Annotated in this window: 15 protein-coding genes and 3 tRNA genes; 3 read left to right on the top strand and 15 right to left on the bottom strand. The window is 50.1% G+C overall.

Going from position 1 to position 23,064, the window contains the following annotated elements; all coding sequences use genetic code 11:
• Positions 1–17 precede the first annotated feature (17 nt).
• On the bottom strand, positions 18–251 hold the full coding sequence (locus ABYK60_RS01570; protein WP_372870168.1) for a glutaredoxin family protein: 234 nt from the start codon (positions 249–251) through the stop codon (positions 18–20).
• Complete coding sequence (gene rlmKL, locus ABYK60_RS01565) at positions 244–2,370, bottom strand: bifunctional 23S rRNA (guanine(2069)-N(7))-methyltransferase RlmK/23S rRNA (guanine(2445)-N(2))-methyltransferase RlmL (protein ID WP_372870167.1); 2,127 nt, start codon at positions 2,368–2,370, stop codon at positions 244–246. The genes ABYK60_RS01570 and rlmKL overlap by 8 nt, the downstream gene beginning before the upstream one ends.
• A gap of 312 nt (positions 2,371–2,682) precedes the next feature.
• On the opposite strand from rlmKL, the gene ABYK60_RS01560 reads away from it, so the two are divergent.
• The 3 genes from ABYK60_RS01560 to ABYK60_RS01550 all read left to right on the top strand — a co-directional run bounded on the left by ABYK60_RS01560 (position 2,683) and on the right by ABYK60_RS01550 (position 3,014).
• Positions 2,683–2,759 (top strand) — tRNA-Met (locus ABYK60_RS01560).
• Between the two features lie 47 nt (positions 2,760–2,806).
• A tRNA-OTHER gene (locus ABYK60_RS01555) sits at positions 2,807–2,894 on the top strand.
• A 43-nt stretch (positions 2,895–2,937) separates the two neighbouring features.
• A tRNA-Met gene (locus ABYK60_RS01550) sits at positions 2,938–3,014 on the top strand.
• Between the two features lie 220 nt (positions 3,015–3,234).
• Here ABYK60_RS01550 and ABYK60_RS01545 read toward each other — a convergent pair.
• From ABYK60_RS01545 to pepN, 13 genes are all read right to left on the bottom strand, one after another.
• On the bottom strand, positions 3,235–3,807 hold the full coding sequence (locus tag ABYK60_RS01545) for a DsrE family protein (protein ID WP_372870166.1): 573 nt from the start codon (positions 3,805–3,807) through the stop codon (positions 3,235–3,237).
• A gap of 106 nt (positions 3,808–3,913) precedes the next feature.
• Positions 3,914–4,603: an SDR family oxidoreductase gene (locus tag ABYK60_RS01540; RefSeq protein WP_372870165.1), complete on the bottom strand. Its 690-nt coding sequence runs from the start codon at positions 4,601–4,603 to the stop codon at positions 3,914–3,916.
• Positions 4,600–5,490, bottom strand: coding sequence for a CLCA_X family protein (locus ABYK60_RS01535; protein WP_372870164.1), 891 nt, complete (start codon positions 5,488–5,490; stop codon positions 4,600–4,602). The genes ABYK60_RS01540 and ABYK60_RS01535 overlap by 4 nt, the downstream gene beginning before the upstream one ends.
• A 42-nt stretch (positions 5,491–5,532) precedes the next feature.
• Positions 5,533–5,772, bottom strand: coding sequence for a hypothetical protein (locus ABYK60_RS01530; RefSeq protein ID WP_372870163.1), 240 nt, complete (start codon positions 5,770–5,772; stop codon positions 5,533–5,535).
• A 204-nt stretch (positions 5,773–5,976) separates the two neighbouring features.
• Positions 5,977–6,510, bottom strand: a complete 534-nt coding sequence (locus ABYK60_RS01525; RefSeq protein ID WP_372870162.1) for a cell division protein ZapC — start codon at positions 6,508–6,510, stop codon at positions 5,977–5,979.
• Between the two features lie 180 nt (positions 6,511–6,690).
• On the bottom strand, positions 6,691–7,710 hold the full coding sequence (gene pyrD / locus ABYK60_RS01520; RefSeq protein WP_372870161.1) for a quinone-dependent dihydroorotate dehydrogenase: 1,020 nt from the start codon (positions 7,708–7,710) through the stop codon (positions 6,691–6,693).
• 139 nt (positions 7,711–7,849) lie between these two features.
• A complete protein-coding gene (locus tag ABYK60_RS01515) occupies positions 7,850–12,691 on the bottom strand; it encodes an NAD-glutamate dehydrogenase (protein WP_372870160.1) in 4,842 nt (1,613 codons plus the stop codon).
• Between the two features lie 275 nt (positions 12,692–12,966).
• Positions 12,967–15,273 (bottom strand): RND family transporter, encoded by a 2,307-nt coding sequence (locus ABYK60_RS01510; RefSeq protein WP_372870159.1) that lies wholly within the window; start codon positions 15,271–15,273, stop codon positions 12,967–12,969.
• 44 nt (positions 15,274–15,317) lie between these two features.
• The gene (locus tag ABYK60_RS01505; protein ID WP_372870158.1) at positions 15,318–16,325 is read right to left on the bottom strand and encodes a WD40/YVTN/BNR-like repeat-containing protein; all 1,008 of its coding nucleotides are present in this window, start codon (positions 16,323–16,325) and stop codon (positions 15,318–15,320) included.
• Between the two features lie 67 nt (positions 16,326–16,392).
• Positions 16,393–17,757, bottom strand: a complete 1,365-nt coding sequence (locus ABYK60_RS01500) for a DUF1329 domain-containing protein (protein WP_372870157.1) — start codon at positions 17,755–17,757, stop codon at positions 16,393–16,395.
• A gap of 12 nt (positions 17,758–17,769) precedes the next feature.
• Positions 17,770–19,839: a DUF1302 domain-containing protein gene (locus ABYK60_RS01495; protein ID WP_372870156.1), complete on the bottom strand. Its 2,070-nt coding sequence runs from the start codon at positions 19,837–19,839 to the stop codon at positions 17,770–17,772.
• A 310-nt stretch (positions 19,840–20,149) separates the two neighbouring features.
• The gene (locus tag ABYK60_RS01490) at positions 20,150–20,368 is read right to left on the bottom strand and encodes a DUF2835 domain-containing protein (protein ID WP_372870155.1); all 219 of its coding nucleotides are present in this window, start codon (positions 20,366–20,368) and stop codon (positions 20,150–20,152) included.
• A gap of 60 nt (positions 20,369–20,428) precedes the next feature.
• Positions 20,429–22,987, bottom strand: a complete 2,559-nt coding sequence (pepN, locus tag ABYK60_RS01485; RefSeq protein WP_372870154.1) for an aminopeptidase N — start codon at positions 22,985–22,987, stop codon at positions 20,429–20,431.
• Positions 22,988–23,064 lie beyond the last annotated feature (77 nt).

Genomic DNA, 23,064 nt, shown 5'->3' with positions numbered 1-23,064 from the left:
AGGAACACTGTTTCTTTTTAAGCGGCAGCTTCACTGAAAGAGGCAAGCGCTTCGCTGTCGAAGGGCCAGCCAAGCTCTGCTGAATCCAGGGTACGCAGCACAACCGGAATGCGTACGCCATAACGCTCTGCCAACTGTTCATCGTCACAGATATCTACCAGTTCATAGGCCAGACCGGCATCCAACAGCAATGCCTCGGCCTGATGACACAGATGACAGCCGTCAGTGTGATACAAAATAAACTCAGCCATGGGTCACTACCCAGCAGTTATGGATTTGCGGGTTGCGGGCATAATCCATCGGCAGAACTTTGTCATCGATATTGACCGCCTTAAGCCCTTCGGCGTTCAGCGCCTCCATATCCATCTTGAACTTGCGTTTGTTGTTGGAGAACAGGATTTCGCCGCCGGGATTGAGCAAACGCTTAAGCGACACCAGCAAGGCCACATGGTCACGCTGCACATCGAAAGAATCTTCCATACGCTTAGAGTTAGAAAAAGTCGGCGGGTCGATGAAAATCAGATCAAATTTTTGCTGACAATCACGGATCCACTGCAGGCAGTCAGCCTGCTCGAAATAATACTGACGACCCACCAGACCATTGAGCATAAAGTTATCTTTTGCCCAGTTAAGGTAGGTATTGGACATATCCACTGTGGTCACCGACTTGGCGCCACCTTTACCTGCGTGCACAGAAGCGCTGCCGGTGTAGGCAAACAGGTTCAGCACATCCCTGCCCTTAGACTTTTCGCCCACCAGTTTGCGGGTCAGTCGGTGGTCCAGAAAGAGGCCAGTATCCAGATAATCACTGAGGTTAAGCTTAAAGCGGCAACCGTATTCGGTGGTGGTCAGCTCCAGCTTCTCGGCATCCAGCTTCTGATACTGATTGGTGCCCTTCTGGCGCTCACGGGTCTTGAGCACAATCTTTTCGGGGTCAATACCGAGCGCCCGCGGCAGGGCCAGCAGCACGTCGGTCAGACGGCGCTTGGTCACGGTTTCAGGGATGGACGATGGCGCGGCGTATTCCTGCACCACTACGTAATCAAGGTATCTGTCCACCGCCACGTTGTATTCAGGGATATCGGCATCGTACAGGCGATAGCTGTCGATTCCTTCACGCTTGGCCCATTTTTCCAGCTGCTTGACGTTTTTCTTCAGACGATTGGCAAAAGGTGCTGCAATTTCACCGCCCTGGCTCGCCTGCTCGGGAGCCACTTCACGGCGGGTACTGTTGGCATGCAGGATGTACAGGTTAAAGGCACACTCCAGCGCGCCGTTAAACATCTTCATCTGCTTGTCTGCTTTCAGTTTAAGTGATGACACCAGCTCCATATCGCTGCACAGCAGACCGAGTTTCCAGCCACCGAAGCTTTGCTTAAACTTTTCACCCAGTTGGAAGTAAAGCTGCAGCAAGCTGGTCACGTTGCCCAAACGCTCGCCATAGGGCGGGTTGGTCAGCAGCATACCGCCTTCAACCGGCGGTTCAATGTTCAGCACATTGGCAACTTTGAGTTCAATAAATTCAAACACACCGGCGGCGTTGGCATTACGTTTGGCCAGCGCAATAACCCGCGAATCAATATCCGAGCCATAAAACTTGAGCTGACAACGGCTTTTACCCAAAGAAGCGCGAGCCTTGGCTTCTTCCTTAATCTGAGTCCAGATCGCTGAGTTATGACGGTGCCAGTGCTCAAAGCCAAAACGCTCACGCAGCAGCCCGGGCGCCATATCACAGGCCATCATGGCCGCTTCAATCAGTACTGTGCCACTGCCACAGAAAGGGTCAAGCAAAGCAGTTGGATTCTCGGCCCAACCACTGCGATACAGCATATTGGCCGCCAGGTTCTCTTTCAGCGGCGCCTCGCCCGTATTACCACGGTAACCACGCTGGTGCAGTGCCGGACCTGAGAAATTAAGGCCTATGGTAATTTTGCCACGGCCATAATGGGCGTCGATGCGAATATCCGGGTTACCTTTCACCACGTCCGGGCGTGACAGTTCATCATCACGGAAACGATCGACCACGGCGTCTTTTATCTTAAGCGCACCGAACTGGCTGTTTTTGATAAAACCGCCGGTGCCATGAAAATCGATGCTGAAGGTGCAGCGATTGGAAAAATGGGCAGGCCAATCGATGCTGTACGCCGCGTTATAGAGCTGCTCAGGAGTTTCACATTCACCATTGAACAGGATAATGACAATACGGCTTGCCAGTCGGCTCCACAGAGTAATGCGGTAGCCCTGCTCCAGATTGGCACTGAAATAAACACCTGCTACGCTCTCACGCACCTCAGAGGCGCCCAGGGCTTCAAGCTCCTTGGCGAGTGCATATTCAAAGCCCTTGGGGGCAGCGGCAAAAAAGTTAAACATCGAAATTACGCCTGCAGAAAATCAAAGGGCACATTATACCCGTTTAGCCCCTTAAAAGATAAGCAATCTTGGGCGGCGCAGCCTAAAGCGGCGCTTTATCAGGCAGGAGCCACGCCGCTGGAGCAATTTCCTTCAGCTTCTGCTTAAATCCCCCTCAGCTTGCAGGATATTTGGGCAGTTACACACAAATCCGGGAATTTCCCTTGTAATTGGATTTCAGGATAGTTATAGTTCGCCCCGCTTCGACGCTGAGGGCTGAAATACAGAGCCTGAAGCACTCTTTAACAAGAGAAGAAGCCGTGACAATTCGGACGCGGGATGGAGCAGCATGGTAGCTCGTCGGGCTCATAACCCGAAGGTCGTCGGTTCAAATCCGGCTCCCGCAACCAACTTTCTGGCTGGCAGAAAGACTCAAAAAAAACAGCAAATAATCGGATGCAGGATGGAGCAGCATGGTAGCTCGTCGGGCTCACTCTTAATAATAGAGTCGAAGGTCGTCGGTTCAAATCCAGATCCCGCAACCAATTCCTCAATTAAGAATTTAAACTGATTGCATCAACATCCGGACGCGGGATGGAGCAGCATGGTAGCTCGTCGGGCTCATAACCCGAAGGTCGTCGGTTCAAATCCGGCTCCCGCAACCACTTTTCTAAAGTACTCCCCCCAAATAGATAGCCAAAACTGTCTCATTCAGTTTGCCATGTTTATTCTGTTTACTTTCTCGCGCTGGGCTTCCTGATTTTTGTATGGTTTATTTTTTTCTATGGCTCAAAGATCCATTCGCCGGTAACCCGCCCACCCCATGCCAAACAAAAAGCACCGGCCGGGCCAGTGCTTTGGAACTTATCGATTAAACTACCGCAGTCAAAACGGATTTAAACTATAACCTTGTTGCTGCAACTGTGCATGGGCGGTCATGGCTGACAGAGACATCTCAACCCCCGGGAACAGCAAATTATTGTCGATGCCATAGTAAGAGGCAGTTTGTCCGCACACCATAATGCGCACGCCGTTATTCATTAACGCTTTGAGCAATACCGAATGGCTGTTGCCCCGTGCAAGCTTTTTGAAATGGGCATCGTCATCCAACACATCAAAAACCGCTTTGCCATGAATAACCAACGCCAACTTAATGTTGTCGGGATTAACGCCTGCTGCAGCATGCATATTCAGAAACCGCGCCAGGCTTTCAATACCGCGATTCAGTTTGCCAGGCTCACTCTGATTACCCAGGTCAAACGCCACTCTAAAGTGCTGATCCTTTGGAACAGGATAAGTTTGCTTCACCCTGGTGGCGACCTCACCATAGCCTTCAATCAAGGGGCCGGATTTAAAGTCGCCCGCCCCCGCCTGTACCTGAGTCGTTAAACCCAGCGCCAACAGCGCTGCGACTCCCCATATGCCGCCTTTCCCGGCTCGCATTGACCAAGACCCCATGGTGCCTCCCGCATTGTTAATCATATGTAAACTCAGTCTTGAGTTTGACATAGCCTGCCGCGAGACTCAATAAAAGAACATGATTAACATCAATAAGATGGCATACTTACCAAGGAATAATCCTGCCCTGATAATCAAAAAAACCACCGCTTTGTGACGCAGTTAAACTTTCAATCACCCGATATAACCCCTGAGCCGAAGTAGTGGTATCAATCAAAGCACCCGGGCCGCCCATGTCAGTTTTCACCCATCCCGGATGCAGTGCCACCGCTTTGACTTTGAAAGGCGCAAAATCAATCGCCAGGGACTTAGTGACTGCATTTTGCGCCGCTTTGGCAGAACGATACAAATAGGCGCCACCGCTGCCGTTATCGGCCATGCTGCCCATCTTTGAGGTCAGGTTGGCGATAACGCCCTGCCCCTGACACAAGCCATCGGTCAACGCTTCCACGAGCTTCATCGGACCAATACAATTCACGGCGAACAGCGTATGCCATTCATCTTCCGGAGTGTTCCCACGCATCACACCGCGGGGGCCATAGTAGCCTGCGTTATTGATTAACCGGTGGACAGGCCTGCCTGCCAACGCGTCTCCAACAACGGCAATAGCGTCGGCAGAGCTGATGTCCAGCTCAAACAGTTCAAGCCCTTCATTAGTGTCCATCAGGGCATGCAATGCCTTTGCTTCATCCGGATGACGGCAACAGGCTGCCACATCGCAGCCAGCGGTCAAATAAAGCTCAGTCAGTGCTAGACCTATACCTCGGTTGGCTCCGGTGATTACTACTTGCATCATGTTGATCCTCGTTGTCGTTTCTCAAGTGCCTTGCCAAGCAAGCCGAAATAGGCCTGAATTTGCTGCATAATGGCCTGGCGATGGCGATTATCGGGAAAGGCGCCGACAGGCATGGCGCCCCACTGGCGACTGGTTATACCATGTACTGACGCACTATTTTCCGTACCAGTCACCAGATAGGGATTGATAAGCCATTTGGGACTGATTTCACCGCTTTGCATATCAACATATTCAAATACAGCATGGGTCTCTATCGCAGCTTCAAAGGCACGCGCCATTAATTCAGACGGATGGGAAAAATAGAGCCGGCCAACGGATTTATCCAACGTAATTGCACGGTACATATAGTCGCTTGGCTGCTCACCGTCGGGGCTTAACAGCACGCACCGGAACAGTGCATCCAGTCTGTCATTAAGCGGGTGGCAAAGCAGAGGTACATCTTTAAGCCAAAGCTCACTGGCAAATCGTCCGTTAACTCCGCGGCCTACATCCATGGCAAGGCCACAAATATAGTGATCAAAGGCATGCCAGAACTCATGGGCCAGTGCTCCGGCTCCAGCGTGTTTGGCAAGTGCCAACGTGCGCTCACAAGGTGAATAGTGGGCCATAACCCCCTGCTGTCCGCCGTGGCCAAAAGCCAGGTTGAGTTGCTCCCTCAGCCCCAACGCTATCGGCGGCAATCCCAATACCAGAGCTAAATCCGCCAGCGCATCAAATACCATATTGGCAGCTATCAGTGACTCACTGCGGCTCACCCAGCGGCCAACACGCACATGACCGAGGCCAAAGTGCTGTTTCACGTCTAGAAAAGTCACCTGTTCACCGTCACGGTGATCAGGGCCCTGACGCACTCTTGCCTGACTCCGCTGCATTCGCTCAAGCTGCATTCAGGTAATCAACTCCTTTATCCATCGCTTTGCCCTGCACTATTATTCGCCCTTCATCCGGTTAATTTGTCGTCCGACATCAAACCCTTCGTCAGTGACTATGGTTTCCAGCACCTGAATTCGCTGTTTGAGTTCAAGGATTTCGTCCCGCAATGCCTCGAACTCGGCTCGTTGTTCGCTGCCGAGGCGTTGCTGCCGCTCTCGCAGCCGCATAAATTGCAGTATGAACCCACCGGTTACAGCGATAATCGGAATAAGTAACGCCAACATGCCCATATTCATAACAGTCTCTCCACTTAGTCTTGGCCTATTATGGCGAGCGCGATTACACCATGCCAGTAACATAGGTCATTTGTTTACCGGTTTAAAAAATGGCGTTGGAACAGTTAAAAGCTGTAAAAAGGAAAAGGACGCCGATGGCGTCCTTTAGAATATTTGCGAGACAACAAGCGATAGCAGAAATTATCCAGTTAGCTTCCGGCTTAATCAGGCGGCCACGGTTTGGCGATTAATACGGGGCTCATGCAAACGGTTATGCATCACCTTGATGGTTTCAAATTGCCCGAGACGTTTACCGTCACCTAAATCACATGCTTTCCCCAGCAACATAACCAACGCTGCCTGTAAACCGTTTTCAACGACCATTACCAAATGGCGTTCACCATGGCATTTAAGTTCAAACACCTTACCCATATCGGCGAAAACACAAATGTCACTGGCTTCGAAAAACCAGGACTTGGGCATTTGAGGTTTGAGCATAAAATGTGCAGCTGTTGCATTGAGTGTAATTTGAACAGCAGCGGCATCAGTAATTTTCAGGCGTTTTTGCACACGGTCAAGCAAGTCTATATAGAACTTGGCGTGTTCAACGCTAAATTCCATATTACCCAACGCATCCGGAATAAGGAGCTTGGCTTTGTAAGGAGTCAGAAATTCCATTTCCAAACCTAACGAAACGCTTAATACACCGTAAGCATCGTTATATCTCCATTGCCAATCCGTTTGTGGCATTAATAACATAACGTATACCCGCAAATTAGTTTATCAAGAGCATCATAGATGATTATTTACCCAATATCAAAAACTTTTTCCTGCGATATGACTTAGTTAACAATGCGTTAGAGAAGACAATCTGATCATAAATCGATCGTTTCGGATCGGCATGAAGAAAAAAGGATCGCTTTCGCGATCCTTTTGCTGTTATTTTGAACTATAGCTTTGAACTATGTCTTTTATTAATTTTGGCCCCTGATAAATAAAGCCTGAATATATTTGAACCAGGGTTGCGCCTGCATCAAATTTAGCCATTGCGTCTTGAGCAGAATTGATCCCACCAACTCCTATGATCGGGATCGCCCCTTTTAATTCAGTTGCCAACTGTTTAATGACCTTAGTTGATAATTCAGTCAAAGGCTTACCTGAAAGACCACCGGTTTCATTCGCATTGGCAAGACCACTTACGCCATCACGGCTTAACGTTGTATTGGTGGCAATGGCAGCATCAAATTTATTTTTGATCAAAGATTGTGCAATGCTGGCAATTTCTTCTTCAGTCAGATCCGGGGCAATTTTAAGGGCAATTGGCACATATTTTCCGTGCTTTTCTGCCAGGTCAGTTTGTTTTGCTTTAAGGGAGGCCAGTAGATCGTCGAGCAGATCGCCATACTGCAAAGTACGCAATCCCGGCGTATTTGGTGACGAAATGTTTACCGCAATATATGCCGCGTAGGCATATACCTTGTCCATACAGATCAGGTAATCATTTTTGCCCTCTTCCACCGGCGTATCTTTATTCTTACCAATGTTCACCCCAACCAGGATATCGGTTTTCTTGGCCTTGAGATTGGCCACCAGATTATCGACACCTTTGTTGTTGAACCCCATGCGGTTGATAATGCCTTTGGCAGGCTTCAAGCGGAACAGACGCGGCAAATCGTTTCCGGGCTGAGGACGTGGCGTTACAGTACCCACTTCTACATGACCAAATCCCATGGCGTGAAACGCATCAATCGCTTCACCGTCTTTATCCAAACCTGCAGCCAAACCCACAGGGTTTGGAAAGGTGATCCCCATGCAAGTCACAGGCTTACGGGCAATAGACTGGGCGTAAAAGGCCGTTAACGGGGTATTGGCGGTACGCTTGAGGCTGCCTATGGCCAGATTGTGGGCTCGCTCAGGATCCATTTGAAACATGACTGACTGCGCGATTTTGTAAAACATTGGATCTCCTTGGATTTTAATGTTCGTTGGTCATGAGGCCAGGCTGCCTGCAGGGTAAGGCGCACAGTTTACAGCAGCACTGTGTTTTTAGCCAAAAAAAGCCCCGGCAATTGCCAGGGCTTGATTAGCTGCAATACGCTTACTTGTGACCTTCGCAATGAAGGATCAGCAGGTTAAGCTCGCGCAGAGCGACCGAGAACTTGGCAAATTCATGGCTTTGCGTAGTCTTGAAGTCAGCCAGCATATGGAACCAGCGCTCAAGCAGCACACGGTTTACGTCGATCCAGCTTTCAATAATGGCATCCGCAGTACAGGTATCACTGCAGGTACGCAGTACCACTGAGCTCAGAGCGCGCTGCTGCCAATCCAGCTCCTCACGGAAAGCGGCACGGGCCAACGCCTGCCAGTGGTTGGCAACCGGCTGAGCACTGATCTGCTCGAGGAACCAGTGTAATTCAACCTTGGCACCCAACCTGAAGTAGGTTTCGGCAACCAGAGCAACCGGCTTGCTTTCATTCTGGGCAATCTGGGCAATATCCAGTGCCGAGAACAAGGTGCTCATATTGGCAATAACCCTGGCCACATCGCTGTCAACCTGCTCTCTTTCCAAAGCATGTACTTCAGCACTGATAGCCTCGACTTCTTCAGCCACCATGTACTGATGCACATTGGCTTTCAGCTCATCGAATACTGGCTTAAAGAAGGCCACTGTCTGCTCGATGCTGTTATTACGGTTTCTGTGACGCAGGAACCAGCGACAGGCGCGGCGCACATTGCGGCGCAACTGATGCAGCATCTCGAGTTGAACCACTGCTGGAACGACACCGTTTTGAGTACTGATGGCCTTGGTAAGCTGAGCCAAACCAAAGACTTCGCGAGCCATACTGTAGCAAATCGCCACTTCGGCCACTGTGGCACCAGTCTCATCCTGCATACGCTGAACGAAGTTCAGACCCATGTCGTTTACCAGCTCGTTAGCCAGAGAAGTGGCAATGATTTCACCACGCAGTGGATGGCTGGTCATCTTGTGGGCATAAAGCTCCTGCAGTTTCTGCGGGAAGTAGCTCACCAATAACTTGGACAGGAAGCTGTCTTCAGTAATTTCTGGGGTGACCAGTTGCTCTTTCAGCACCATTTTGGCATAGGCAACCAATACCGACAGCTCAGGACGGGTCAGAGGCTTACCAGCGGCAAGGCGCTCTGCCAGTTCATCGTCGCTTGGCAGGAATTCCAGCGCGCGATCGAGTTTGCCTTCTTTCTCAAGATAATGGATGAAACGAACCTGTTCTTTAAGCTGTTCAGCGCCACGAACCTGAGTTACAGAGATAGTACGGGTCTGATCCTTACAATCCTGCAATACGATTTCACTGACTTCATCGGTCATCTCTTCCAGCAGACGGTTACGCTGCTTCAATGTCATTTCGCCTTCAGCCACCATGGCGTTCAGCAAAATCTTGATGTTAACCTCATTATCAGAGCAATCCACACCACCTACGTTATCCACGAAGTCGGTGTTCATACGGCCACCATTCATGGTGTATTCGATACGGCCAAGCTGAGTGCAACCCAGGTTGCCCCCTTCACCGATGATCTTGGCACGCACATCACGGCCATTCACCCGCAGACCGTCGTTGGCACGATCGCCCACTTCAGCGTTGGTTTCACGGGCTGACTTGACATAAGTGCCGATACCGCCGTTCCAAATCAGGTCCACTTCCATTTTGAGCAGCTCTTTGATGAGCTCTGTAGGATTCATGGCAGACTTGTCGGTACCGAGCATCGCCTTCATTTGCGGGCTCAGAGTGATGGACTTGGCACTACGCAGGAAGATGCCACCGCCTTTTGAGATAAGTTCACGGTTGTAATCATCCCAACTGGACCGTGGCAAGTCGAACAGACGCTGACGCTCTTTAAAGGTTGCGGCCGCATCCGGCGTTGGGTCGATAAAGATGTGCATGTGGTTGAATGCGGCCACCAGGCAGGTGTGCTCAGACAGCAACATACCGTTACCGAATACGTCACCGGCCATGTCACCTATACCCAAACAGGTAAAGTCGGTTGTCTGACAATCAATGCCGATTTCACGGAAGTGGCGCTTAACGGATTCCCAGCCACCCTTGGCGGTAATCCCCATCTTTTTGTGGTCATAACCGTTGGATCCGCCTGACGCAAAAGCATCACCCAGCCAGTGGTTGTACTCGATAGAAATGGCATTGGCGATGTCAGAGAAAGTCGCGGTGCCTTTGTCAGCAGCCACTACCAGGTAGGCATCGTCTTCATCGTGACGCACCACATCTACCGGCGGTACGATTTCGCCGTTGATGATGTTGTCTGTTACATCCAACAGACCACGGATAAAGATGCGGTAGCATTCCTGACCTTCGGTAAAGAAGGCTTCACGGCTGCCATCCATGGGAGGCTGCTTACACACGAAGCCACCCTTGGCGCCCACAGGCACAATCACAGTGTTCTTAACGTTTTGTGCTTTCACCAGACCCAGTACTTCGGTACGGAAGTCTTCACGGCGATCAGACCAGCGCAGACCACCACGGGCAACCTTACCACCACGCAGGTGCACGCCTTCCACTCTTGGGCTGTAGACAAAGATTTCAAATGCCGGAAGTGGCTTTGGCATCTCGGGGATCATACGTGGAATGTACTTAAAGGAGATGTAGTCCTTGCTTTCTCCGGCCGCATTGGTCTGGTAGAAGTTGGTTCGCACTGTGGCGTTGATCAGGTCCAGATAGCGGCGGATGATACGGTCATCATCGAGACTCGCCACATCTTCCAAACGCAGGTTCAACTGCTCCTGGAACTTGGTCAGAGTGCGGGTCTTCAGTTTTGGATTGAACTTGCGGATGAACATTTTCACCAGCAGATCAGCAATTTCGGGATAGCGGGCGAACGTTTGCTCGATATAGGCCTGGCTGAAGGTGGCGTCAATCTGACGCATGTACTTGGCATAGGCACGCAAAATAGAGACTTCGCGACCGGCAAGACCGGTAGACAGCACCAAGCGGTTGAAGCCGTCATCTTCCAGCTTCTTATTCCACACCTGAGCCAGCGCAGTCTGGAATCTGTCCTGACTGTCGGCGAGGTTTTCGGTGTTGCCACCGGTCACCATCATCAGGAAGTCCAGGATCCAGAAGGTGGCACCATCGGGGGTTTTCACTTCATACGGACGTTCGTTAATCACCCGCAGACCGAAGTTCTCCAGCATTGGCAGTACATCGGACAGGTGAATTGGCTCATCCTTATGGAACAGCTTCAGGCGTACCTTGTTGCTGTTAAGTGCCGCTTCCTGTGGCTGGTAGAACAACATGCCAAGCTTGTGTTCTTCGTCCAGCGCTTCGAGCTGCTGAATATCCACCACTGAGGCATTAGGCAACACATCTTCTTTGTAAGATCGTGAGAACGCAGTCAGGTAGCGCTTGGACAGGCGGTTACCCTGCTCTTCGCCCATGGCGTGATTAAGTGAGGCATACAGCTTGTCTTCCCAGCTGCGGGCGGCTTCAATCAGATTGTTTTCAATGGTGGCCACATCTACATCCATATTATTGTTATCGACTTTCACTATGTAGTAGGTTCTGGCGAGAATGGACTCAGAGAAATAAGTGGTGAACTCCACTTCTTCTTTACTCTGGAAGTGCTGTGCCAGAATACGCTGCGTGTCCTGACGCAGCTTGGTGTTATATCTGTCCTTGGAAACATACACGAGACATGACAGGAAACGACCAAAGCCGTCTTTGCGTACAAACAGTTTCAGTTTGTCGCGATCCTGCATTTCAAGTACACCGTGAGCCACGTGTGCCAGTTCTTCTTCACTGGACTGAATAATCTCATCACGGGGCAGGTTTTCCAGGATATTCACCAGAGCCTTGTAATCATGTGACTTGGGCACCAGACCAGAATTATCCAGGACACGCTGTACCTTTTGTGCCAGCAGCGGAATTTCACGCGGACTGCGGTTGTAAAGGTTAGAGGCGTAGAGGCCGACAAATCTGTCTTCACCCACTACATTACCCTTGGTATCGAAACGCTTGATGCCGATGTAGTCGACATATGCCGGACGGTGTACACGGCTCTTGGTGCTGCTTTTGGTCAGAATAAGCAGTGAGCTATCGAGAGCTTCTTTACGGGCATTGTCAGACAGAGTCGACAGCATCAGGCTCTCAACCTTATGCTTACCGGGCTTGTTCATCAGCCCCAAACCGGATTCGAGATTTGGCACCAGCTCCATATCGCCTTCAACACGCTTCAAATCGTATTGACGATAACCCAACAGGGTGAAGTGGTGGTTATTCAGGTAAGTCAGGAATGCGACAGCTTCATCAAGCTCTTCTTTGGCACCCGGGAATGGACGCTTGGGCAACTCCTCAATGGTCTGCTTGAGCTTTTCAGACATCACCTGCCAATCGCTTACTGCAGCGCTCACATCTGAGAGAACCGACTGGATTTCACCCAGCAGTTTCTTCAAGTCAGCTTCAGAGCTCTGACGGTCGATTTCAATCAGGAATACGGCAACCTTGTCGGCATCTTCCGGGCTGTCCTTCACAAAAGCAACACTGTCGATACCCGCTTCACTGCGACTGATAGCAAGTGGTGTATGCAGCATCATATGGGTGGTCACGCCAATACGATTCAACGCCATACCGAGCGAATCGGTCAAAAATGGCATATCCGTCTGGATAACCTCAATAATCGTATGTGATGACTGCCAGCCATGTTTGGCCTGACTTGGGTTATATACGCGAATATGGCTTTCACCTGCTTTGGTCTTGCCCAGCGCATTCCACAAACTCAGCACAGCACCGTAGAGGTCACTGTCTGTGCGGGCATGGAGGTCATCTTTTGACATGTGGGCATAGAGGCAGGTAGCAAACTGTTCTAATTGCTTTGCTTGTGAATTCGGGACTTTGGAATGGATCAAACTGACTACGTTTTCGAGCAGTACTGAAGGCATTGCATCTTTCAAGGCCATGTTGCTGTTTCCTTAAGCGTCTATGGCAGCGCTTTATTCATTTTATGGATGCTTCCGACGTATGACCCCGGGAAATTTTTGTGACCAAGGTCATGGCGCGCAGTTTATTACTAAACCATACGATTTTCGAGGAAAATTTTAGTGGTAGATCCTGTGGAAATCCAGTAACGGCGGGACTTTAACGGAATGTTAAGAACAAGGATTCACATCAAAAGAGTAACTATGCAGTGCGCTGTTTAAAACAAAAGGGGAGCAAAGCTCCCCAATGTCAGTGTTTATCGGCGCTTTGGCCAGAACAATGCTGTCAATGCCGGCAGAATAATAATGGCACCCAGCATATTTACCAGGAACATGAACGTCAGCAAAATTCCCATATCCATCTGGAATTTAAGTGCCGAGAAGAACCAGGTACTTACCCCAATCGCCAAGGTCAGACCAGTGAAAATAACCGCACTGCCCCGCTCCTGCAACGCCTCAAGGTATGCCTGCTGTACTGCCATGCCGTCACGCAGTTTTACCGCCATAGTCGACAGAATATAAATGCCATAATCCACGCCAATCCCCACACCAAGTGCAATCACAGGTAAGGTACTGACCGCAAGGCCGATTTCGAGTTTTGTCATCAGTGCCTGAGCCAGCGTCGATACCACATACAATGGCAGGATAACCGCGATGGTGGCTCGAATAGAGCGGAAACTTGCCAGACACAATACGAACACAGCGCCATAGACATAAAGCATCATCGGCGTTTGCGCCTCGGCCACCGCCTCATTGGTGGCCGCCATTACGCCCACCGGGCCTGAGGCCAACCTAAACTGGATTTTATCGGTATCAAGTTCTGCCGACACCGCCTTCACCTTGGCAACCACAGCCTCAATGGTTTCTGCTTTGTGATCTGTCAGGAACAAATACACAGGCATTACCGAGCAGTCACCGTTCAGAAGTCCTGAAGTAGTCGGTATTTGTCCTACGGCCTGTACCAGACTGGATGTGTTACGCGGCAGGACTTCCCACTTGGGGTTACCCTCGTTAAAACCGGCGTTAACCTTACGGGCAATAGAAGCAAGACTGGCGGTTGATTCAACGCCGGGTGTATTACCCACCTGCCACTCGAATTCACCTATCCTCTCCAGAGCATCGTGGTAGGTACAGGCTTCAGGATATGCCTCAGTGATGATGGTCATCACATCGGTAGTGATACTGAAATGATCAGTAATGAAGAAGGTGTCCTGATTGTAACGGCTGTCGGCATGGAGCGCCGGAGCCCCGCCCTGCAAGTCACCAATCTTCATCTGACTGGCACCTTGAAGCCCCAGCATGTATACCCCGGCTGTGGCAAGCAGCACCACCACAGCAACCCGAATATCGGCAAAGCGCGAGAATGGCTGCCAGAAGGCCTTGGCCCGCTCAGCGCGGCCACTGTCTTCCTTGGCTTTGATATCAAAGAAGGAAATCACCACCGGCAGCAAAATCAGGTTGGTGAAGATAATTACTGCCACCCCCAGAGAGGCAGAAATGGCAAGCTCACGGATAATACCAATGTCGATAGCAAGCAGGGTAATAAAACCCACGGTATCGGACAGCAGTGCCACACCACCGGGCACCAGCAAGCTTCTGAATGCAGATGCTGCAGCCGCCTTGGTTTGCTGACCATCCAGTATCCGTTGACGCACTGCGTTGATGATTTGCACCCCGTGGCTTACACCAATTGCAAACACCAAAAATGGCACCAAAATCGACATGGGATCGAGACCAAAACCAACGACGGTTAACAGACCCAGCTGCCAAACCACCGCCATTAAACTACATGCCAGTGGCAGCAAAGTCAGCACAACAGAGCGACTGAACAGGAATACCATTACCGCGGTAATCGCAATGGCAATCAGAAAGAACAGAACTACCCCTTTGGCACCATCTGCAACGTCACCAGCCATCTTGGCAAAACCAATGATGTGCACCTTAATGGTGTCGGTTTCATACTTGCCCCGGAGTTCATTTTCAAGTTTGGCAGCAAAGGCTATTGTATCGAGCAATTCACCGGTTTTGGGGTCAAAATCCATCAACTGTGCCGAGACCATAGCGGCACTGTAATCCTCAGCAATCAAGCGCCCGACAATACCTGCCTTTTCTATGTTGTCCCTCACCACCGCAAGACCCATCTCATCATTCACATAATCGGCAGGAATGACAGGTCCACCGGCGAAACCATCCTCAACGACTTCCGTGAAGCGGGTCGACGGAGAAAACAGTGACTTCACCTGTGAGCGTTCAATGCCGGGAATAAAAAACAGCTGGTCGTGGACGTTTTTCAATGCATCAAAAAACACCGGATTAAAAATGTTACCGCTGGTGTCCTCAACAGCCACCATGATGGAGTTGGCACCGCCAAAATCCTTCTGATGCTTAAGGTAAGTCTGCATATAACTGTGATTAAGCGGAATATTCTTTACGAAGGCCGCATCCATTTTCAATTGGCTGGCCTGATAGCCCAAAAAGGCTGTCAGCAGAATAAAAATGCTAATCACCCATCCACGGTGACGAAAAAGAAAGCTTTCAAAGCCGTTGACCAATTTTTCCAACATCGCTCAGGTCCTGTTTTTATCGTTATAAAAGCGTGAGTAAATCATTATTCAAGTGCAGCGCTGAGAGCCAATACCCCTTTGGCACCAACCAACCAGACTTCACCTTTGGGATCCTGTGCTGCCGCCACCAAATTTTCGCCCTGGCGACGAGCTACCAACTTAATATCACCGGCAGCCGTCTTTTCGAGCACGACACCGGCATTTCCGACAAAATAGACACTGCCATTGGAACTGGCAAGGGCGCCATTAATACTGGACTCCACAGGAAGATCCAACTGTTGCCACTCATCAAGAGCCGGACCAGCCTCAAAAATATGGCCTCGAAGCCCCATCACATAAACCGCATCCCCATGTTGAACAGCAGAAAACATCGACCCTTCATAATCAAAGGGTAAACGCTCAAAGCTCTCTCCGCCATCCGAAGAAACCGATACCAATCCCAATTCCCCGACCATCAGCAAGCGACCATCATCCAATAAGATCATTCGGTTAAAATGAGGAAGTAGAGACGCTTTTTCAATAGCATAAACCTCGGGGTCGGTTTCTTTTAACTCATTGAGGTAATTGCGATCCTCCTCAAACAGCAGGGCTTCATGGAACACATTGGACCAACTTGCACCACCATCCATCGTCTTATAGAACAAACCATAAGCACCAATGGCAAAACCTGTTGATTCATTGATGAACAATATATCCATAAAAGGGCGTTCCAGTTCGGGTGCCTCGAACTGTTTAATCCAGGTGTTACCACCATCTTTGGTATGAATGATGGTTGCATCATGCCCCACTGCCCATCCCTTCATCGGATTAATGAAAAACACCTTGTTCAGCTGAGCCCGGGTGGGCGTTTCAACCTGTTGCCAGCTCTCACCGCCCAACAAGACGTGTCCTCGCTCACCCACTGCAACCATAATGTCACCGGCTCGGCTGACATCCAGCAAGAGTCCTTTGGAAGCGTTGGGCTGAAGTTGATGAGATGGGGAGGTGCCTGCCAAAGCAGAAGTCATGGCAGCTAACAAGCAGGATAGGGACAACAAGGTACGCAGCAACATAAAAACTTCCTAATGCTGAAAAATCGGGGCGCCTGCAGCGCCCCTTGTCATCAGAAGACCCGGATGATTAACGCACACCTTCGCGACGCAGCGCATCAGGTGTAAAGTCAGCGGCAGACAATTTTGCATCAAAATTATACATGCTACCTTCATTATCCAGACCTATGGCCAAATAACGACGTGACTGCAGGTCATGGAACACTTCCAGCGTACTCCAATGTGTGGGCACTTCGTAGTAGTTCAGACCATGAGCGAATGCAACCCGATAGAGTTCATCACGGTTGTCATACATGTCAGTGGCCGATACCTGCCAAGAGTCCTCATCCAAGTAAAAAACGCGAGTCTTGTAAATATGGCGCATGCCATCTTTCAACGTCGCTTTTACTTCCCATACACGGTGTTTTTCCCAACGAACCAACTCTGGGTTAATGTGACCCGGCGTCAGAATTTCATCGTACTTAACACTGTTTGAATGCAGCTTATAGTCATTGTAAGGAATAAGAATTTCTTTCTTTCCTACCAACTCCCAGTTATAGCGGCTGGGTGAACCGTTGAACATATCGTAGTCGTCGGTGGTACGCAGGCCGTCAGATACGGTACCTGGGGTATCGAATGCGACGTTAGGCGCTTTACGTACCCGGCGCTGACCTGTGTTATAGGTCCAGGCCTGACGTGGCAATGCTTCCTGATCAACCGTCTCTTTAACCAACAGTGCAGTACCTGCCAGTCGGGCAGGCTGAGTCACAACCTGCTTGAACAGAGCCAGAGTATTGGCATCTTTCAGCTTCTCCGGAGTCATATCCGGCTGAGAGTACTCGAAGCGCAGCTGTTCAGACAGCTCAACCAGAGTATAACCGCCCCCCTTGGCCGGAGCAGCCTGGTTACGCTGGGTTTCGATATCTACTCCACGGAAACGCAATACGTGGTTCCAGATAGCTTCCAAACCATTCTGCGGGATTGGGAACGGAATACCGACAGCTGCGCCGATCACGCCATTACCACCCTGCACCATTTCAGCACGTGTCGCATTGGCTTTGGTTGCGTCATATACCCACTGAGGCACGGAAGCGCTGCGACGTGTCTGATACACGTTCATTTTGAAGGTGTCCGGATACAGCTCAAACATCTTGATTTGACCGGGGGTCAGCAGGCTCTTGTACTGCTCCAGATTGGCCTTGCTTACCGTGTATTCAACCTTATCTGCTGCAAACGGGTTTGGATGATGATCACCCTTTTTGTAACCGGATGGAGCTGAGGTAATACCGCCATCCCATGCAGGAATGGAACCGTCGGCATTAGCGGCCATTTCTGCTCCAAGTGGAGTCAGACTGGTGCCCAGCTTTGCCGCATCGGCCTCGGAGACTTTCGCCATTGCAGCACCGCCACTGAGGGCAAAAAGGACTGCTGCTGACAATATCGTAAGTTTCTGCATTGTTATTGTCCCTTAGATAGAATACTTGATATTGAACGATACATAGTCACGATCGCTCATGGCGTTGGTGGTACCTACCCCACCGAAAAAGCTGCTGTAGGACAAATCGGCGCCCCAGCGGCTCTGGTAATCAAAGTTGACGCCCACAGCAACGGATTTACGTCCCTCGGTGAACAAAAACAGTGGGTCAGGTGTAATACCGTCAACATCATGTGACCAAATAACTCTTGGTGACACGTTGATTCCCGCAAACAGGTTATTGTAGTCAGCCTTAGCTACGAGGCGATATCCCCATGCAAAATCAGTTGGGAAAGGGTTGGTTTCAGGTCCGTTATGTACTACCTGCAACACACCCTCATAGCCGTCACGACCGCCGCTGCGTGCAGTTCCTGGACCATTGAGACGTAACTCATCATGGCTTGGCATATCGTGGATCCAGATACCACCGACTTCAGCAAGCATGGTCAGGTTGTCAGTGCCAAGGGTCGGACCAAATAAATGCGTCAGGGTAAACTGTGCCTGAGTGGTATCAACCCGGATGAAGCCTTCAGCATAATCGCCGGGCTTAACTTCCTTGCCGAAATACTCTGGATACTGTGAGAGATTATCGAAGAAACTGTAGTCTCCGCCCACCACGTTTGAATTGGCCAACTGCTGCGGCATGGCCGCAAACAAAAGTTCAACGTCATCAATCTGCAACGGCTCATCTTTACGGTGAGCGATTTCACCCGCAACTGATGTATCTCCAAGCAGGGTATTGAAACTGAAGCCGTACAATTGGATGTCTTCAGGATAAACAATTTGTGCTTTCGAGAAACTGTCAAGGTTCAACAACAGGTCGCGATCTATGTTTGGTGCAGCACCTACTGCGAACATATCCGTCATCAGCGGAACCAAATCAAAGTTGGCTGCGGTGCCGCTGATCAATGGACGTCTGCTGTGATAGTTCATGTAATAAAGGCCGAATTCTGTTTCACCCAGCCAAGGTGCATAGTAGCCAACCTTAAAACCATATTGACCATCATCACTGGCTTCAGCTTCGTCCTCAACCAAAGTTACTTTGGTTGGGTATGCCAAAGCAGCACGGATCAGACCCACAGAATCATTGGCAAAAGCGCCGGCACGGATCATCTCGCCCAAACGTGCGTATTCAGCCTGCAGGAAATCAAGATTGATATCGGGGTTGGCATTAAAGCCAAGTTGAGCATTCTGCTGATAGCCACCATAACCTGCAAAATCGTTAGTGGCAAAAATCGACCCTGGGGTCGGAACCCAAATAGGCTCCCAATCGTATTGATAGAAAGCTTCAACGCTCAGATTTTCATTAATACCGAACGATGCCCACACCATGCCTTGTGGACGGAAGGCTTCTTTAAGTTCGGCGCCGGGCGCATTGAGAATATTCAGATCAACCGGGTTGATTACACCGATACCGTGAGCGATAAGGGTGCTTTCGCCCCAAGACACTACCTGCTTACCAACCCGAATAGTCAGCGGATTCTGGCCATCGTTGAAATCGAAATTCGCATAGACAAAGGCATCCAGCAGACGGACATCTTTACACTGTACTTCTGAGGCGCGCTTGTCGGCACAGGGATCAAACTCCTTGCCAGTGATGGGGTCAGAATAGCCAAAGCTGCCATCGTTGAGTTTGCGATCGTAGAAATACATACCACGGGCAAAGAGACCAAAGTTCTCATATTTCAGCGACAGTTCGTGAAGACCTTTGAAAATTTCAGAAGTGGTATCACCCTGGGAATAGAGCAGATTACTTAAGTCGTTGTTGCTTGAATAGGAACCAGGCTGAGCCCAAATCTCAGCAGAGGTATATTTGGTGTTACCAAACGCGGAATAGTTGGACCAATCAAATCTGGGATGATTAACCTTACCGATTTGGTCGTTCCAATCGCGCTTATCCACACGCCAACTGGCACCCACTGTAAAGGTTGAGTCAAACGAGCCCTTTACATCACCCCAATCAAATGACACCGCCTGAGCGCTGGGCAGGATACCCATACTCAGGGCTGACGCTACCCCCAAAGCAAGCGCCGTCTTGTTAAAACCCTTTTTAACAATCTTCATGTTAGCTTCTCTCCGTAACCTGCTGGATTCTTTTTTATAGGTATTGCAACCAACACTTGGTTAGCCTACAGGTAACACCATTGTTACAGCAATTGCTGCGCTACGGCAAGGCGAGAGCTGAGAAAATTTTCCAAAGAATTGAGTACTTAGCAGTGATTTTGACCTGGATCTAACGGGTGAAATTTGAATTTATTTTGCGGGTCAGGCAATTCGACGACAACTGGTAGGATTAGTCAGCTTTTTTCAATAGCTTATAAATTTGCAACATCAGTAAATAAGATAAATCAAATCAATCAAACGTTTAAAGTTATTACTCTAATTTGTTCAGTGACACAAAATTACCGCTTTTGTCCAACTCAAGACGAAAGAGTCCGTTAACCCCGTCCCTTGTCACAAATGGCCTGAAGTGCCTTCCATTGATCCAAACTACCCTGCCCTGAAGATCCTTAACCTGAACCATGGTTGCAGCCCCTTGATAGTAGGGTAAAAAATCATCGAAACTGATGCGAAGTTTAAAGAAAAGTTCCAACGAGCTGAACTCCAAAACGACAGAAAGCCGGACAGCAAGGTTACCGTCCGGCGACCGGTATTAATGTGCCAGCGCGCGGGACACTTTTTCAAACAAGTCCCGTGACAACTCAGGCATTGCCAACAATTCGTTCAAACAGGCCTTCATCTTTTGCTTACGACCTTCATCGAACTTTCCAAACTGGATCAGCGGCGTGATGATCCGCGCGGCAACCTGAGGATTCACGCCATTAAGTTGCTTGAGGTAACGGGTCAACAGCTGATAGCCTTCGCCATCCTCGCGGTGGAACTGCACCGGATTATTGGCGGCAAAACAGCCTATCAACGACCGCACCCGATTTGGATTATTAAGGCTGAACGCCTTATGGCCAACCAAAGCATCAATGCGGCCTGGTACCGAATCATCCTGACGACTGGCCTGCAACATAAACCATTTGTCCATCACCAGTGGCGTATCCACCCAGCGCGCCTCGAAGCGTGAAAGCAGGCTATCAAGGCAATCAAGCTCCCCGGCCATGGCAGCGCCGAGGGCAGCCAGTGAGTCTGTCATATTATTGCTGTCAATGAACTGAGACTCGACCATTTCTTCCGGGCACAAACCGCCGCGTGCAAGCAGCGCAAGGCAGGCATTTTTAAGGGCACGAGCCGGGGCTGAATCAACCTTTTGAAGCTCGCGATAACGCACCAACAGCTCATCTTCAAGATTGGCCGACAGCTCTTCAAGCACGAATGTCCGCGCCGCAACCAACGCTTCTAAGTTCACGCTGCTCACCTGCTCAATCAAGGCATTAATTGACGGTATATTGAGGATTTCTGCCGCCAACTCGGTATCCAGTGTTTCATCCAATAACACTGCACGGAAGGCATCTGCCACCCGGGTATCGAGCGCCATATCACCGCCGGCAAGGAGCGCATTCACGTTGTCCCAAATAGCACGGCTGATAAGACTTACCGAAGCTTCCCAGCGAGCCACTTCTGAGTTTGCATGGCGCATCAGACTGATAAGCTGCGCGGTGGTAAAGTCGTACTCAAGCTTCACCGGAGCTGAGAAGTTTTGCAGCAGGGAGGGTACAGGCCTGGCACTTAAGCCCTCAAACACAAACTCATTGTGGGCGGCTTTAACATCAAGCACCTTGTTGACAATCGACGTGCCATCGTCGCCAAGCAGCTCCACATCAAAGGGAATGTGCATCGGCTGGGCATGGTCACCCGCCTGAGGCGGCAATTGCTGTAAAACCACCAGATGATATTGACCGCTTGCGGCATCAAAGCTGTCAGAAACCTTGAGTGTTGGTGTACCAGCCTGGTTATACCACAAACGGAACTGGCTTAAATCCACGCCGCTGGCATCTTCCATTGCCGCGACAAAGTCGTCACAGGTCACTGCCTGACCGTCGTGACGCTGGAAATAAAGTTTCATCCCGGCCTGAAACCCTTCTTCGCCCAACAAGGTGTGCATCATGCGAATAACTTCAGCACCCTTGTTATATACAGTCACCGTGTAGAAGTTATTCATCTCAATCACGCTTTGAGGACGAATGGGATGAGCCATAGGGCCAGAATCTTCAGCAAACTGCTGATTTTTAATCACCTTAATTGCCTGAATGCGATTTACTGCACGGGAGCCCACGTCTGAGCTGAATTCCTGATCGCGAAACACGGTCAGCCCTTCTTTCAGGCTCAGCTGGAACCAGTCACGACAGGTGACTCTGTTACCTGTCCAATTGTGGAAGTATTCGTGACCCACTACGGACTCAATGCCGTGGAAATCATCATCGGTGGCGCTTTCGGTATCGGCGAGCACATACTTGGTGTTAAAGATATTTAGACCCTTGTTTTCCATGGCGCCCATATTAAAAAAGTCAACCGCCACAATCATGTAGATATCAAGGTCGTACTCCAGCCCAAAGCGGCTTTCATCCCAGGCCATGGATTTTTTAAGGCTGGCCATCGCATGGTGAGCCTTGTGCAAGTTACCCTTATCAACAAAGACTTCCAGCGCCACATTGCGGCCACTCTGGGTCACAAAGTTGTCTTGCAACAGGTCAAAATCACCCGCCACCAGTGCAAACAGATAACTAGGCTTGGGGAACGGGTCTTCCCACACCACATAATGACGGTCACCCCCAAACTCACCTGTCTCAACCTTGTTGCCATTACTCAAAAGAAATGGGAAACCGGCTTTGGGCGCATCGATACGTACCCGATATTTGGCCAGCACGTCCGGGCGGTCAAGGAAATAGGTTATGCGGCGAAAACCTTCGGCTTCACACTGAGTGCAATAAGCACCATCAGACATATACAAGCCTTCGAGACTAGTGTTGCCAAGCGGATCGAGCTGGGTCTCAATTTCCAATATAAAGCTATCGGGCACCGAGTCGAGCTTAAGCTGTCCCTGCAACACTTGAGCCTCTGCATCCTTACCATTCACCTTCACTGAAATGAGCTTGAAACCTTCGCCATCCAGCAGCAGCGGCTCCCCTTCACGGCAGCGCCTGATCTGACTTGTGGCCACTACCCGGGTATTCGACGGTTCAAGGGAAATATTGAGCTGCAACTCATCAACGGTAAATGCTGGGGAAAGGTAATCTTTTAAATGCTTTGCCTGAACTTCTGACATACAAAATTCCTGTTTTATTCGACCATGGCATCCAGTCCTGTGTCCGATATCGGATGCGACATGCTGTATTACATGTA

It is taken from the genome of Shewanella sp., from assembly GCF_041630135.1.
Classification (GTDB): Bacteria; Pseudomonadota; Gammaproteobacteria; order Enterobacterales; family Shewanellaceae; genus Shewanella.
The sequence above is the reverse complement of the archived record's forward strand: the minus strand, read 5'-3'. Positions and strand labels throughout refer to the sequence as shown.